Origin of the sequence: Actinosynnema sp. NPDC053489 (genome assembly GCF_044544865.1) — a bacterium.
Lineage (GTDB): Bacteria > Actinomycetota > Actinomycetes > Mycobacteriales > Pseudonocardiaceae > Actinosynnema.
Map to the genome: position 1 here is coordinate 354,887 of NZ_JBITXT010000004.1, position 14,809 is coordinate 369,695.

The following is a 14,809-nucleotide window of genomic DNA, read 5'->3' on the forward strand; positions in this document are numbered from 1 at the left end:
AGGCCGCCACTCGGGATTTCCCTGCATGCCTGAGGAGTTGGCGTGAAACGCAGAATCGGCGCATACCTCGTCGCGTGCCTGGCGGCGCTGTCCGTCCAGGTGGTCGACGCCCACGCGGCGCCGCCGGAGCCGGCGAGCCCCCTGTCGCTCGCGGTCGCCTCGGCCGACCGGGCCGCCGCGTCGGGGCTGGACGCCCTGGCGAAGGGGCCGCAGGAGCAGTTCCGGAGGCGGACGGTCTACCAGGGCGGCGTGCCCGGCCGGAGGGACCTGTTCTACGTCTCCTACGACCGCACCTACCAGGGCCTCCCGGTCGTCAACGGTGACGCCGTCGTGGCCACCGACGCGTCCGGCGCGGTGCTGGACACCGTCGCCGCCCCCGTAGGCGGGCTCGCGGTCGACACCACACCGACCCTCTCCCCCGCGCAGGCCGCGGCCGTGGCCCGCACGCGGCTGTCCGCGGTGGACCGGGTGGAGGGCACGACGCTCTCCGTGCTGGCGGGCGGGCACGGCACGCTCGTCTACGAAACCGTCGTCGCGGGCCGGAAGGACGGCGTGCCGAGCCGCCTGCACGTCTACGTGAACGCGCGCACCGGCGTGGTCGAGGACACCGTGGACGACGTGCGGGCGGGTTCGGGGACCAGCCAGTGGAACGGGCCGAACCCGCTGTCGATCGACACCTCGAACAACAGCACGGTGGACGACACCCGGCCGGGCCTGCGGTGCGTGGACTACGCGACCAACGCGCCGTTCACCAAGTCGACGAATTCCTTCGGCAACGGCAACGCGACCAGCAAGGAGACCGGCTGCGCGGACGTGCTGTGGTCCACGCAGAAGCAGTGGGACATGATGAAGAGCTGGCTGGGCCGCAACGGCATCGACGGCAACGGCCGCGGTGTCACGGTCAAGGTCGGCCTCGACGCGGTCAACGCCTACTGGACCGGGCAGCAGATCGAGATCGGCCACAACAACGCCAACCAGTGGATCGCGTCCATGGACGTGGTGGCGCACGAGCACGGGCACGCCGTCGACCAGTACACGCCGGGCGGCGCGGGCCGCGAGGCCGGGCTGGGCGAGGCCACCGGTGACATCTTCGGCGCGCTGACCGAGGCGTACGCCAACGAGCCCGCGCCGTTCGACACGCCGGACTACCTGGTCGGCGAGTCGATCAACCTGGTCGGGCGCGGCCCGATCCGGAACATGGCGAACCCGGCGGCCGTCGGGCACCCGAACTGCTGGTCCAGCTCGATCCCGAACACGGAGGTCCACGCGGCGGCCGGGCCGCTCAACCACTGGTTCCACCTGCTGGCCGAGGGTTCGGCGGCGAGCCCGACGTGCGACGGCTCGACCGTGACCGGCATCGGCATCCGGGCCGCGGGCCGGGTGTTCTACAACGCCATGCTGCTCAAGACCTCGGGCATGACGCACTTCCGCTACCGGGTCGCGACCCTGACGGCGGCGAAGAACCTCGACCCGACGTGCCGGCAGTTCGCGGCGGTCAAGGCGGCGTGGAACGCGATCAGCCTGCCCGCCCAGGCTGGCGAGCCGACGTGCGCCCCCGTGCCCGAGGGCGACTTCAGCCTGGCGCTGGACCCGGCGTCGGGCTCGGTGCGGGCCGGTGGGAAGGCGCAGTCGACCGTGCGCACGACCACCACGTCCGGTGACCCGCAGGCCGTGGCCCTGAGCGCCGCGGGCCAGCCGGCGGGCGTGGCGGTGCAGTTCGCGCCGGCGTCGGTGACCTCGGGCGGGACCTCCGCCATGACGGTGACGACGGCGGCGGACGTCGCCCCCGGCACGTACCCGATCACCGTGCGCGGCGCGGGGTCGGCGACCCACACGGTGACCTACCAGCTCACGGTGAGCGGCGGCGAGCCGCCGACGGACGACTTCACCCTCGCGCTGGACCCGACCGCCGGTTCGGTGGACCCCGGCGGCGCGGTGACGTCCTCGGTCGCCACCGCGACCACGGCGGGCGCGTCGCAGAAGGTCAGCCTGTCGGCGTCCGGGCTGCCCGCGGGCGCGACGGCGGCGTTCGAGCCGGCCACGCTGGCGTCCGGTGAGTCGTCGCGGCTGACGATCACCACGTCGCCGACCACGCCGGCGGGCACCTACCCCGTCACGGTCACCGGGTCGGGGCCGGCGGTGTCGCACTCGGTCACCTTCACGCTGACCGTGCGGGAGGGCACGCCGGGCGGTTGCGCCGGGCTGACCCCGTGGAGCGCGACGAGGGCGTACGCGCCGAACGACGTGGTGTCGCACAACGCGCACCGGTGGACGTCCACCTGGTACTCCACCGGCGCGGAGCCCGGCGCGGCCGGCTCGTGGGCCGTGTGGCGGGACGAGGGCGCCTGCTGATCCGCCGCGGAACGGGTGGTCGCCGTCGTGGCGGCCACCCGTTCTCAGCGCGCCAGCGCCCCGGCGATGTCCTCCCACAGGTCGTCGGCGTCCTCGATGCCGACCGACAGCCGGATCGTGCCGCCGGTGATGCCGGCGGCGGCCAGCTGCGCGTCGTCGAGCTGCCGGTGGGAGGTGGCGGCGGGGTGCAGCACGAGCGTCTCGGTGCCGCCGAGCGAGGGCGCGAGCCGGACCAGGTCCAGGCCGGTGACGAACGCGCGGCCGGCCTCGGCGTCGGCCAGGTCGAACGAGAACGTGCTGCCGAAGCCGCCCAGCAGCCGGGCGGCGACGGCGTGGCTGGGGTGGGTGTCCAGGCCCGGCCAGTGCACCACGCGCACCGCGGGGTGGTCGGCCAGCCGCCGGGCGAGGACGGCGGCGTTCTCCTCGTGCCTGCGGACGCGCAGCGCGAGGGTGCGCAGGCCGCGGACGGTGAGCCAGGCCGCGAACGGGTCCGGGGTGACGCCCAGCTCGACCGAGTGCCGCCAGGTCTCGCGGTACCGGGCGTCGTCGGCGAAGACGGCGACGCCGCCGGTCACGTCGCTGTGCCCGCCGAGGTACTTGGTGGTGGAGTGGACGACGACGTCGGCGCCGTGCTCGACGGGCCGGCACAGCAGCGGTGAGGCGAAGGTGTTGTCCACGACCACGAGCACGTCGTCGCCCGCGGCGGCGCTCACCGCGGGCAGGTCGCTGACGTGGCCGGTCGGGTTGGCGATGGTCTCCAGGTAGAGCACCCGGGTCCGGGGTCGCAGCGCGGCCCGGACCTCCTCCGGGTCGTGGCCGCCGACGTAGGTGACCTCGACGCCCCAGCGCTGCGCCAAGTCGCGCAGGAGCGCGAGCGTGCCGCCGTAGAGGGCGCGTTGCGCGATCACGTGGTCGCCCGCGCCCAGGGCGGCGAGCAGCACGGCGTTGATCGCGCCCATGCCGGACGAGGTGGCCAGCGCGGCCGTGCCGCCTTCGAGCGCGGCGACGGCGTCCTCCAGGGCCCGGACGGTCGGGTTGCCGAACCGCGTGTACACGAACGCGCCGTCCGGCCTGGTCATGCCGTCGGCGAAGGCGTCGGGATCGTCGAACGCGAAGCCGGAGGTCTGGTACAGCGGGACGGACAGGGGTGTGCTGGTCGGGACGGGCGCCGGGGTGTGGACGACGCGGGTGTCGGGCTTCATGCCGGCGAGCATGGTTCACGAAGTGGTTCGCCGTCAGGTCCAATTCCCCTAGATTGGTCCCATCATGAACCCGATCTCCGTGGACGACCTGGCGGGGCGGCTCGGGCGCTGGTCGGCCGGGCGCGGTTCGCTGTACCTGCTGCTCGCCGCGCGGCTGCGCGAGCTGATCGACGAGGGGCTGCTGCCCGCGGGGACGGTGCTGCCGCCGGACCGGGCGTTGGCGTCGGGGCTGGCGGTGGGCCGGACGACCGTGATCGCCGCCTACGACCTGTTGCGGCAGGAGGGCCGGGTGGCCCGGCGGCGCGGCAGCGGCACGTGGGTGTCGCCGGGCGGTGGCGCGGCGGCGGCCCGGGCGGAGACGGCGAACCCGATGTTCGTGAACCTGCTGGAGCCACCCGACGGCGTGCTGCAGTTCGCCTGCGCCGGGCCGACGGAGCCGTCGGCGCGGCTGGTGGGCGCCCAGCGGCGGGCGGTGGAGCGGTTGGGCGGCGAGGGCCTCGGCTACCACCCGTCCGGGCACCCGGCGCTGCGGGCCGCGCTGGCCGCCCGGTACGACGAGCTGGGCGTGCCGACCGCACCCGGTCAGGTCCTGGTGACGACCGGGGCGCAGCAGGCGTTGGCGCTGCTGACGCGGGCGCTGGTGCGGCCGGGTGACGTGGTGCTGGTGGAGGCGCCCACCTACCCCGGCGCGCTGGACCTGTTCCGCGAGGTCGGCGCGGTGGTCCGGGCGGACCGGGACCTGGCGGGCGCGGTGGGCCGGTGCGCGCCCGCGCTGGTGTACGCGATGCCCGCGTTCCGCAATCCGACGGGCACCTCGCTGAGCCCGTTGGAGCGGGCCCGGCTGGTGCGGTCGGTCGGTGACGTGCCGCTGGTGTTCGACGAGGTGCTGGCCGAGCTGGACCTGACCGGCGCGCCGGTGGCGCCGCCCACGCCCGGCGTGATCACCGTGGGGTCGTTGAGCAAGGTGGTGTGGGGCGGCCTGCGGGTCGGCTGGGTGCGGGCGGACGCGGCGCTGGTCGCGCGGTTGGCGCGGTTCAAGGCGGTGCACGACCTGGGCAGCGCGGTGCTCGACCAGGTGACGGCGGTGGAGCTGCTGGCGGACTTCGCCGCGGTGCGGTCGGAGCGGGTCACCGCGTTGCGGCGGCAGCACGACCACCTGTGCGCGCGGCTGCGCGCGGAGCTGCCGGAGTGGGAGTTCGAGCCGGCCGCGGGCGGTCAGACGCTGTGGGTGCGGCTGCCCGGGGTGGACGCCGCGTCGTACGCGCAGGTGGCGTTGCGGCACGGGGTGGCGGTGCTGCCCGGCGGGTCGCTCGACCCGACCGGTGGCAGCGCCGACCGGCTGCGGGTGCCGTTCACCGCCGCACCGCCGGTGGTCGACGCGGCGGTGGCGGCGCTGGCCGCCGCGTGGCGGGTGTTCGGCGCGGAGCCGGGCCGTCGTCCGCTCGTGCCGTCGATGTCGGTCTAGCGGTCGATCCGGCGGTCGGTCCGGCGCCACCGTGGCCGCGGTGGCGCCGGCCGGGGCTCAGACGCGTTCGAGCACGTACCCGGCGTCCTTGACGGCCGCGGTGATCGCCTCGACGTCGGTCGAGCCCACGACGCGCAGCGTGGCCGCGTCGAGGTCGAGCTTGACCCGGGTGACCCCGGACACCCGCCGGGCCGCGTTGGTCACGGTCGCCGCGCACCCTTCGCACGTCATCCCCTTGACCACGAACTCGAGCCCGGTCTGCTGCGCCTCGTCGGACAGCGCGTCGTTCCTGTCGGACATGCGGTTCCCACTCCTCCGGTTCCATACCCTGCCGGGGTATGAATCCGACCCTAACAGGGCGTTCCGGCGCACGACCTCTCCCTGGTTGCCCTGTCCCGTGGCGGGTACTCGGCGGGCATGTTGACGCGTGCGCTGGGCCAGGGTCTCGTCGCCGGTTTCGCCGGGGCGGCGGTCATGACGGTCGTGGAGAAGGTCGAGCAGCGGCTGACCGGCAGACCGGACTCCCACGTGCCCGCCAGGGTGCTGGCCCGCCTGGCGGGGCTGCCCGAGCGGCCGGGGCGGCAGCCGCGCGCGTTGAACCTGGGGATGCACTTCGGGCAGGGCGCGGTGCTCGGTGTGGTGCGCTCGCTGATGGCCAACGCGGGTGTTCGCGGCCCGGTGGCGTCGGCCATGTTCACGGTGGTGCGGTTGACCAGCGACCAGATCCTGGAGAACGCCACCGGGGTGGGCGCGCCGCCGCAGACGTGGCCGCGGTCCGAACTGGTGGTCGACGTGCTCCACAAGACCGTGTACGCGTTCGCGGCGGGTGCGGTGGCCGACGCGCTGGCCGGGCGGCGCGGCCCGGGTCCGGGGCAGCGGCACGCGGCGCTGCGCCCCGGGAGGCGGTCGGACGTGGGCCCGCTGCCCCGGGCTTCCTCGGCCGCGCGGTGAGGCCGTGCGGTGGGCTCGCCCGGTGAGGTGGCCCGGCGAGGTGACCCCATGAGGGGGGCGGGGCCGCCCGGTGTCGTAGGCGGCCCCGCGGTCGGTCACCGGAACAGGCGCAGCGGTACGGCGGCGGCCATCGCGGCCATGCCGGCGTCGTTCGGGTGCAGGTGGTCGCCGCTGTCGTAGGCGGGCAACAGGCGGTCGGGCCGGCCGGGGTCGCGGACGGCGCGGTCGAAGTCGATCACGCCGTCGTACTCGCCGCCGGTGCGGATCCACCGGTTGACGGTCTGGCGGGCGGCTTCGTTCTCAGGGCTGAAGAACCCGAAGGTGTCGTCGCGGAACGGCGTGATCGTGCCGCCGTAGGCGCGGACGCCCTGGGCGTGGGCGCGGGCGATGAGCTGCCGGTGCGCGTCGATGATGTCCTGGGCGCCCACCTTCTCCGACGGCGGCGCGCTCGTGCCGGGGTGGCCGAGGTCGTTGACGCCGAGCAGCACCACGACGTGCCCGACGCCGGGCTGGGCCAGCACGTCGCGGTCGAAGCGGCGCAGGGCGGCCTGCCCGAAGTAGGCCGCGTAGCCCTCGGCCGGGTGCCCGGCGGGCGGGTTCGGGTCGTGCAGCAGCCGGTTGCCGCTGATGCCGGCGTTGACCACGCCCAGGTCGCGCAGGCCGCGCTCGGCCTGGAAGCGGCGGGCCAGGACGTCGGGCCAGCGCCGGTTGGCGTTGCGGGTGGTCTCGGCGCCGTCGGTGATGGAGTCGCCGAAGGCCACCACGGTCGACCCGCGCCTGCCCGTGACGCTGACGCCGGTGAGGAAGTGCCACTTGCCCAGCACGGCGGTCGGGGTGATCTCCGCGCGGCCGGTGACGTTGCCGTCGGCGAGGTAGCCGTCCTGGTACGGGAAGGCGTGCACGGTGGTGCCGGGGGTGCGCCGCGGCAGGTGGACGCTGACGACGAGGTCGGAGTCGGCGGTCACGGGCAGCGCCACGGGGTCGCTGAGCAGCGGCGTGCCGGGTGGCAGGGTGGCCGACGCGCGGCCGCCGAAGGTCAGCCGGCGGTCGGTGGCCGCCGCGATCGCGGAGCCGGAGCCGGCGCGGCGGGCGACGTGGGCCTCGCCGATCACGAGCGGCTGGGTGCCGAACTCGTTGGACAGCCGCACGCGGACGGTGTCGCCGCCCGCGCTCAGGTGCACGACCTGGCGCAGGGTCTGGTCCTCGAACGACGTGGTGTCCGAGGCGGGCACGGTGGTGGGGGACGTGGCCCACGCGCCGACCCAGGTCGCCTTGGGCGCGGCGGAGGCCGTCGCGGGCAGCAGGAGCAGCAGGGCGGTCAGGGCCGCCGTCGTGGCGCGCTTCACCCCGCTCACCTCCGGGCCGGTCGTTCGAAGCGCCAGCCGTCGGCGCGCAGTTCGGGGATGAGCCGGGCGACCGCGTCCACGGTCTGGCCGCGGTCGTTCGGGCCGTCGTGCATGAGGACCACGGCCCCGTCGGTCAGGCCGTCCTTGACCCGGCGCACCAGTTCGTCCACGCCCGGCGGTTCCCAGTCGCCGATGGCGAGCTTCCAGCCGAGGGGGGTCATGCCGAGCTTCGCCGCGACCACCGGGGTCTGCCCCCAGCTGCCGTAGGGCGCGCGGAAGTAGCGGATCGGCGCGCCCGGCGCGGCGCGGTGGATGGCGGCGCTGGTCTGCCGCAGGTCGGCCTCGACGCGCTCGGGCGTCCACGTGGCCATGTCGTCGTGGTGCATGGTGTGGTTGCACAGGGTGTGCCCGCCGGCGACGATCTCGCGGACCAGCCGCGGGTTGGCCTCGACGTAGTCGCCCCACAGGCAGAACACGGCCTTGACGTGGTGGCGGCGCAGCACGTCGAGCAGGCGCGGGGTGTCGGCCGGGTTGGGTCCGTCGTCGAAGGTGAACGCGACGGTGCGGCCGCCGTGCCGGGTGGAGTCGACGATCACCGGTTCGGCCGCGCCTGCCGGCGCCGAACCGAGGCCGAGCAGCAGGCCAGTGGTCAACAGCACGGTTCTCCACCGCATCGCGGAACCCCTTCCGTCGGACGAGCGCTGACCACTATCAGCGCGCGATCAACCCGCCTACCAGACGTTTCGCGGATGTTTCGAGTCTCAACTGGCCGTGCCGCGACGGCCGTCGGGCGCGCGGGGCGGCGGGTAGGCTGTTGCCCTCGCTGCCAGGGGGTATCGCCGTTGCGGTTCGGGGTGCTGGGGCCGTTGCGCGTGACGCGCGACGGCCTGCCGGTGGCGGTGGGCGGGCCGAAGCAGCAGCGGCTGCTGGTGCTGCTGCTGGTGCGGCACAACCGGCCCTGCAGCGCGGACTGGCTGGTCGACGCGCTGTGGGACGGGCGGCCGCCCGCCAGTGCCGAGGTCACGCTGCGCACCTACGTCGCCGGGTTGCGCCGCGCGCTGGAACCGGACCGGCGGGCGCGGGCGTCCGGCGGGCTGGTGCGCAACCACCCGGGCGGGTACGAGCTGCGCGTGCCGCCGGGGGCGATCGACTTCGTGGAGTTCACCGACCTGGTGCGGGGGGCCGGGGAGGCGACCGACCCGGTGGTGGCGGAGGGTCTGTACGCGGACGCGCTGGCGCTGTGGCGGGGTGACCCGGCGGACGTCGCCGCCGTGCGGCCGGAGTTCGAGCGGTTGGCGGAGGCGAGGGTGTCGGCCGAGGAGGGCCGGTTCGCGGCGGCCGTGGCGGCGGGGCACGCCCCGGTGGCGGAGCTGCGCCGGTTCGTCGCGGCCCACCCGGAACGCGAGACCGCCCGCGCGCGGTTGATGCTGGCGCTGTACCGGGCGGGTCGGCAGGCCGAGGCGCTGGCCGTGTACGCCGAGGGCCGCCGGCTGCTGGTCGAGGAGTACGGGGTCGAGCCGGGCGCGGAGCTGCGCGAGGCGCATCGCCGCGTCCTGGACCACGACGTGCCGCCGCCGTCGGCGGTGTCCGGGCCCGCGCGGCCGGGCCGGGGCGCGCCGGCGGGCGGTGCCGGGCTCGTCGGGCGGGTCGCCGAGTTGGCCGTCCTGGACGACCTGTTGGCCGCGTCGCTCGACTCGGGTCGGGTGGTGGCGGTGGTCGGTGAGGCCGGCATCGGGAAGACCAGCCTCGCGCGGGCCGTCGGCGAGCGGGCCGCTGCGGCGGGGGTGCCCGTGGTGTGGGGGCGTTGTCCCGACCTCGGGCAGGCACCGCCGTTCTGGTTGTGGGCGCAGGTGGTGCGGGCGCTGGTCGCGTCGCCGCGGGCGGGGGCGGCCGGGCGCGCGGCGGCGCTGGCCGGGTTCGCCGACGGGCCCCTCGCCGATTCCGGTGTCGACCCGGCGGCCCGGTTCCGCACCTACGAGGCCGTCGCGGACCTGGTGCGGGCCGTCGCCGCGCCCGCCGGGCTGGTCGTCGTGCTGGACGACCTGCACGCCGCCGACCGGGACTCGTTGCTGCTGCTGCGCTTCCTGAGCACCACCGTCCACACCGGCCGGACGCTGGTCGTGGCCACGCTGCGGCCCTACGAGCACGACCCGGACCTGGTCGCGGCGCTCGCGGACCTCGCCCGCGCGCCCGGTTTCCGGCAGGTGCGCCCGGCCGGTCTGGACGCGGGCGCCGTCGCGGACCTCGTGCGCCGGAGCGGGGTGGAGCCGTCGCCCGGCCTGGTGCACGGGTTGGTCGAGCGCACCGGCGGCAACCCGTTCTTCATCACCGAGCTGCTCAGCTCGGCGGACCCGGCCGGGGGCGAGCCGCCGCCGGGCGTGCGCGACACCGTCCGCGTGCGCCTCAACGCCCTGGACGACGCCACCCGCGACTGCCTCGACCTGCTCGCCGTCGCCGGCCGCGACCTGGGCCTGCACGTGCTGGCGCGGGCGGCCGGGGTCGACGTGGCGCCCCTGCTCGCGCGCCCCGGCGCGGCGCACCTGGTCGCGGAGGCCGGTCCGGGGGTGGTGCGGTTCCGGCACCCGCTGTTCGCGCAGGCCGCCTACGCCGACCTCGCGCCGCCGCGCCGGGCCGCGCTGCACGCCCGGCTGGCCGACGCGGGCGTGGACGTGCTGACGCGGGCGGAGCTGGCGCACCACTACGGGCAGGCGGTGGGCCTGGGCCGCGGGGAGGACCACCTGCGGTGGACGTTGGCCGCGGCCGAGGACGCCACGCTGCGGTTGGCCTACGAGGACGCGTTGGCGCACCTCGACCGGGCCGCCGCGCTGCTGGGCCCCTCCCCCGCTCGGGAGCTGGACGTGCACCTGCGCCGCGTGGCGCTGCTGCAGATCACCGTCGGGGTGGGCAGCGACGCCGTGGAGCGCGCCGCGGCCCGTGCCCGGGCGCTGCTGCCGCACGTCGACACCGATCCGCGGCCCGCGCTGTGGGCGTTGGGCGAGTTGGCGTGCAACCGGGCGGAGTTCGCGCTCGCGGCGGACCTGGCGCGGCGGCTGGTGGGCGGCGAGGGCCTGGTCCACGCCGCCGGGCACTACCTGCTCGGCGTGGTCGGCTACTTCACCGGCCGCCTCGCGGAGGCCGACGCGGACCTGGGCGCGGCCGCGGAGCGCCTGCGCGACCTCGGCCCGCGGCGGCTCGTCGGCCAGGCGGGCCGCACGCCCACGTTGTCGCCGTACAACTTCCGGGCGCTGGTGCGGTCGCTGCGGGGTGACGGCGTGGCGGCGCGGTCCGACCTCGCCGCCGCCCGGGACCTGGCCGACCGGGCCGACGACCCGTACGGGCGGGCCAACGCCGCCCTGTTCACCGCCTGGTTGGCGCTGCAGGAGCAGGACGTGGAGCTGGGCGGCGAGGCGGCCCGGCGCTGCCGGGAGATCGGCGAGCGGCAGGGCATGCGGCACTTCGTGACGACCGGGGACTTCGTGGCCCGGTGGGCGGCCGTGCGCGGCGGGCGGGGCGGGGTGGAGGCGATGCTGTCCGCGGGCGAGGGGATCTACCGGCTGGGCCTGCGGTCGACCCGCACGATCACGACCGCCGCGATGGCCGACGCGTGCCTGGTCGCGGGGCGTCCCGCCGAGGCGCGGCGGCTGGCCGAGGACGGGTTGGCGCTGGCGGAGGCCACCGGGGAGCGGGTGCTGGCGGCGGAGCTGCGCCGCGTCCGCGCCCTCGCCGCGGGTGACGCGGCCGGGCTGGCCGCGGCGGCGGAGCTGGCCGCCGCGCAGGGCGCGCGGTTGCTGGCGGACCGCGTGGAGGCGGCCTCCACGCGGTTTCCACGGCGTGCCGGTGAGCTGGGCGCATGGAGTTCGACGTCGTAGTTGTGGGGTGCGGTCCCGTCGGCGCGGTGACCGCGAACCTGTTGGGCCTGCACGGTGTGCGCACGCTGGTCGTGGAGCGGTCCACCGGGCCGCACGGGCAGCCTCGGGCGTTCTCGTGCGACGACGAGGCGCTGCGGATCTACCAGCGGGCCGGGCTCGGGGTGGCCCGGGACATGCACCGGCCCTCGACCGTCGAGTACGTGGGCGCGAACGGGCGGCCGTTCGCGACGATCGCGCTGGACGAGATCGACTTCGGGCTGGGCGCGGCGCCGCTGCACTTCTTCGACCAGCCGCGGCTGGAGGCGGCGCTGCGGGCGGGCCTGGACCGGTTCCCGCACGTGGCGCTGCGGACCGGGGTCGAGCTGGTGGAGCTGGACGACGGGGAGGTGGTGCTGCGCGACGTGCGGACGGGTGAGCGGAGCGCGGTGCGCGCCCGGTACGTGCTGGGGTGCGACGGCGCGCGCAGCGCCACGCGGGCGGCGGCGGGGATCGGGTTGTCGGGGTCGTCCTACGCCGAGCCGTGGCTCGCGGTGTCCGGCACGGTCGAACCGGGGGCGGTGCGGGTGCCGACGACCCGGTTCGTGTGCGACTGGCGTCGTCCGGCGTTCGTGTCGCCGGGGGCGCCGGGCACCTACCGGCTGGAGTTCATGCTGCGCCCGGGCGAGACCGCCGAGGGGATGACCGCGCCCGGGACCGTCGCCCGGCTCGTCGCCCCCTACGTGGACCCGGCGCGGTTCGAGGTCACCAGGGCGACCGTGTACGCGTTCCACCGGCTGGTCGCGACGCGCTGGCGGTCGGGGCGGGTGTTCCTGCTCGGGGACGCGGCGCACCAGATGCCGCCGTTCCTGGGGCAGGGGCTGTGCAGCGGGTTGCGGGACGCGGCGAACCTGACGTGGAAGCTGCACCTGGTGCTGGCGGGTCACGCCGAGGAGTCGCTGCTGGACAGCTACGAGGTGGAGCGGCGGCCGCACGTGGAGGAGATGGCGGCGACGAGCGTGCGCCTCGGTCGGGTCTTCCTGGTGCGCCGCCGGTTCGCCGCGGCGGCGCGCGACGCCGTGCTGCGGGCGGTGCAGACCGTGCCGAGGGTGCGGCGCTTCGTGCGGCACTTCGAGTTCAAGCCGCTGCCGGCGCTGCGGCGGGGCGTGCTGGCGGGTGGGAGGCGGCGCGGCGCGGTCGGCACGATGTTCCCGCAGCCGCGGGTGGCGGTGCCGGGTTCGCCGGACCCGCGGCCGCTGGACTCGGTGCTGGGCGCGGAGTTCACCGTGATCGGGCCGGGGGTGGACCGCGGCACGGCGACGGGGTGGCAGGGCCCGCCCGCCCGGTTCGTCCGGGTGCTGCGCGACCCGGCCGAGGCGACGTCGCAGGTGGCGTCGGTGGTCGACGTGGACGGGGTGCTGACCGCGTGGTTCGCCCGGCACGGCGCGCGGGTGGCGGTGCTGCGGCCGGACCGGTTCGTGTACTCGCTGGGCCCGGTCGTCGAGCCGGGCGGCCCGCTGCGGACCGTCGCGTCGCCCGGGTGACCGGGCCCGGTCACCCGGGTTGGTTGGTGGCGATCACGACCGCGGCGCGCGTCCGCCAGCCCAGGCGGGTGTAGAGGGCGCGGCCGCCGGCGCTGGCGACGAGGAGGCCGTGCCGCGCGCCGCGGGCGACGGCCTCCTCCGCCAGGGTGCCCATGACGACGCTGCCGAGGCCGCGGCGGCGGTGGGGCCGGGCGGTCTCGATCCGGTCGAAGACGGCGTCCCCGGCGGTGACGGCGGCCTGGCCGCTCGCGGCGGGCTCGTCGGGGTCGTGCCGGACCCGCACGGTGAGGAACTCCGCGGCGGAGACGGTGGCGCGGTAGTCCCCAGGCAGGGCGCGGCGCGGGTGGTCGACCAGGGAGCGGGTCATCAGCCACTCGCGGGCGGGCTTGACGTGCAGGCCGGCGTGCCCGAGCACGTCCTCCACCGCGTCGGGCCGGGTGGTGGGGACGGTCAGCCAGGTGGCCTCCCGGGCGGAGGCGGCCTCGTCGGCCAGGGCGCGCAGGCCGGCCGGCAGGTCCGGGCGCAGGGCGACGATCTCCCGGTGGCGGCCCGGCCGGTCCTGGAGCAGGTGCAGGGCGTCGCCGGCCTCGCGGGGGCGGATCCAGCCGCGGCAGGTGCTCCAGCCGCGTTCCCAGCGGCGGACCAGGTCTTCGAGGTCCGCGTCGATCGTGCTCGTCATTGTCGCAACCCTATGGCAGTAAGGCGGAGGCCCACCACCCGTCGCCGGGTGGCGCGCAAGGCCCCGAACAGCGGCCGGGCTACCCCCGGTTCCCCCACGCCCACACCGGCCGATCGGACGATTTGCGCAACATCACTCGAACGGCCGATGCAGGACGTTCCGCGGGCTGCCGACACTGACTGCGCTGGGAGCGCTCCCAGAAAGTGCGGGAGGTCGTGCTCAGCCCCGCCGCGCGTGTTCCGCGTCGGCGTTTCCGGTTGTCCACCTCGTCGATCAACGAAGATTTGGCGGTCCACATGCTTCACCGTTCTGGGAGCGCTCCCACCCTGCCGCGAGGGGTCCTGGCCGTGCGGCTGCCGTCCCGTCCCGGCGCGTTGTGGCGGGTGTCGGCGGTGCTCGGCGCGTGCCTGGCGCTGCTGACGACCCTGCTGGTGACCTTCGGCGCGGGCACGGCGTCCGCCCACGGCGCGGTGAGCGACCCGCCGGCGCGCCAGTACGCCTGCTACCAGCGCTGGCCCAACGGCCCGACGCAGCAGACGGCCACCGAGGACCCCATGTGCTACAAGGCGTGGCAGGCCGACCCGTCGGCGATGTACAACTGGAACGGCCTGTTCCGCGAGGGCGTGGCGGGCAACCACCAGGCGGCGGTCCCGGACGGGCAGCTGTGCAGCGCGGGCCTGACGCAGAACGGCCGTTACGCCGCGTTCGACGAGCCGGGCAACTGGAAGACGGTCGACCGGCCGAGCCGGTTCACCCTGAACCTGCACGACCAGTCCTCGCACGGCGCGGACTACATGCGGATCTACGCCACCAAGCAGGGCTTCGACCCGAAGACGCAGAAGCTGCGCTGGAGCGACCTGGAGCTGGTGGGCCAGACCGGTCGCATCCCGACCGGCACGACCACGCCGGTCGAGGTGAACGCGCCCGGCCGCACCGGTCACCACATCATCTACACGGTGTGGCAGGCCAGCCACCTGGACCAGTCGTACTACTTCTGCAGCGACGTCAACTTCACCGACGGCGGGCAGCAGACGACGACCACCACGCCCACCACCACGACGACGACGACCACCACCACGACGACCACGACGACCACCGACGTGCCTTCGCGCGGCTGCTCGGCGACGCTGCGGACCACGTCGCAGTGGTCGGGCGGTTTCCAGGCGGAGGTGCGGGTGACGGCGGGTTCGGCGGCCATCACGGGCTGGGCGGTGACGTGGACCTTCGCCAACGGCGAGCGGATCAACTCGATCTGGAGCGCCGCGGCGACCACGAGCGGCACGTCGGTGACGGCGCGCAACGTCAACTACAACGGGTCCGTGGCGGCCGGTGCGAGCACCACGTTCGGCTTCGTCGCCTCGGGAACGCTCGGCGCCCCGACGCTGAGCTGCACCGCGAGCTGATCGCGGCGGCGCCCGCCCGCCG

At 75.8% G+C, this 14,809-nt stretch carries 11 protein-coding genes; 6 read left to right on the forward strand and 5 right to left on the reverse strand.

Translation table 11 applies throughout. The features are described 5' to 3' along the window. The first annotated feature begins 42 nt into the window (after nt 1-42). The gene (locus tag ACIGNX_RS11405) at nt 43-2,352 is read left to right on the forward strand and encodes a M4 family metallopeptidase (RefSeq protein ID WP_396538813.1); all 2,310 of its coding nucleotides are present in this window, start codon (nt 43-45) and stop codon (nt 2,350-2,352) included. Between the two features lie 44 nt (nt 2,353-2,396). On the opposite strand, the gene ACIGNX_RS11410 is transcribed toward ACIGNX_RS11405, so the two are convergent. Continuing rightward, the gene (locus ACIGNX_RS11410; protein ID WP_396538815.1) at nt 2,397-3,554 is read right to left on the reverse strand and encodes a trans-sulfuration enzyme family protein; all 1,158 of its coding nucleotides are present in this window, start codon (nt 3,552-3,554) and stop codon (nt 2,397-2,399) included. 64 nt (nt 3,555-3,618) lie between these two features. Between ACIGNX_RS11410 and ACIGNX_RS11415 the strand changes: the two genes are divergently transcribed. Further along, nucleotides 3,619-5,019: a PLP-dependent aminotransferase family protein gene (locus ACIGNX_RS11415; RefSeq protein WP_396538817.1), complete on the forward strand. Its 1,401-nt coding sequence runs from the start codon at nt 3,619-3,621 to the stop codon at nt 5,017-5,019. A 57-nt stretch (nt 5,020-5,076) separates the two neighbouring features. Here ACIGNX_RS11415 and ACIGNX_RS11420 read toward each other — a convergent pair whose 3' ends face one another. Next, entirely contained in the window at nt 5,077-5,319 is a 243-nt protein-coding gene (locus ACIGNX_RS11420) for a heavy-metal-associated domain-containing protein (RefSeq protein ID WP_396538819.1), read from the reverse strand. A gap of 117 nt (nt 5,320-5,436) precedes the next feature. Between ACIGNX_RS11420 and ACIGNX_RS11425 the strand changes: the two genes are divergently transcribed. Continuing rightward, nucleotides 5,437-5,970 carry a hypothetical protein gene (locus ACIGNX_RS11425; RefSeq protein WP_396538821.1) on the forward strand — a complete coding sequence of 178 codons (534 nt, stop codon included), beginning with the start codon at nt 5,437-5,439 and terminating at the stop codon, nt 5,968-5,970. 95 nt (nt 5,971-6,065) lie between these two features. On the opposite strand, the gene ACIGNX_RS11430 is transcribed toward ACIGNX_RS11425, so the two are convergent. Further along, on the reverse strand, nt 6,066-7,316 hold the full coding sequence (locus ACIGNX_RS11430; protein ID WP_396538823.1) for an SGNH/GDSL hydrolase family protein: 1,251 nt from the start codon (nt 7,314-7,316) through the stop codon (nt 6,066-6,068). Nucleotides 7,317-7,321: 5 nt separating this feature from the next. Then, nucleotides 7,322-7,975 carry a polysaccharide deacetylase family protein gene (locus ACIGNX_RS11435; protein ID WP_396538825.1) on the reverse strand — a complete coding sequence of 218 codons (654 nt, stop codon included), beginning with the start codon at nt 7,973-7,975 and terminating at the stop codon, nt 7,322-7,324. Between the two features lie 183 nt (nt 7,976-8,158). On the opposite strand from ACIGNX_RS11435, the gene ACIGNX_RS11440 reads away from it, so the two are divergent. Both ACIGNX_RS11440 and ACIGNX_RS11445 read left to right on the forward strand, forming a co-directional pair. Continuing rightward, entirely contained in the window at nt 8,159-11,185 is a 3,027-nt protein-coding gene (locus tag ACIGNX_RS11440) for a BTAD domain-containing putative transcriptional regulator (RefSeq protein WP_396538827.1), read from the forward strand. Beyond that, a complete protein-coding gene (locus tag ACIGNX_RS11445) occupies nt 11,167-12,705 on the forward strand; it encodes a bifunctional 3-(3-hydroxy-phenyl)propionate/3-hydroxycinnamic acid hydroxylase (RefSeq protein ID WP_396538829.1) in 1,539 nt (512 codons plus the stop codon). The genes ACIGNX_RS11440 and ACIGNX_RS11445 overlap by 19 nt, the downstream gene beginning before the upstream one ends. 10 nt (nt 12,706-12,715) lie before the next feature. On the opposite strand, the gene ACIGNX_RS11450 is transcribed toward ACIGNX_RS11445, so the two are convergent. Continuing rightward, the gene (locus tag ACIGNX_RS11450; RefSeq protein ID WP_396538831.1) at nt 12,716-13,384 is read right to left on the reverse strand and encodes a GNAT family N-acetyltransferase; all 669 of its coding nucleotides are present in this window, start codon (nt 13,382-13,384) and stop codon (nt 12,716-12,718) included. Between the two features lie 347 nt (nt 13,385-13,731). On the opposite strand from ACIGNX_RS11450, the gene ACIGNX_RS11455 reads away from it, so the two are divergent. Then, entirely contained in the window at nt 13,732-14,787 is a 1,056-nt protein-coding gene (locus ACIGNX_RS11455; RefSeq protein WP_396538833.1) for a lytic polysaccharide monooxygenase, read from the forward strand. The last annotated feature ends 22 nt before the right edge of the window (nt 14,788-14,809 follow it).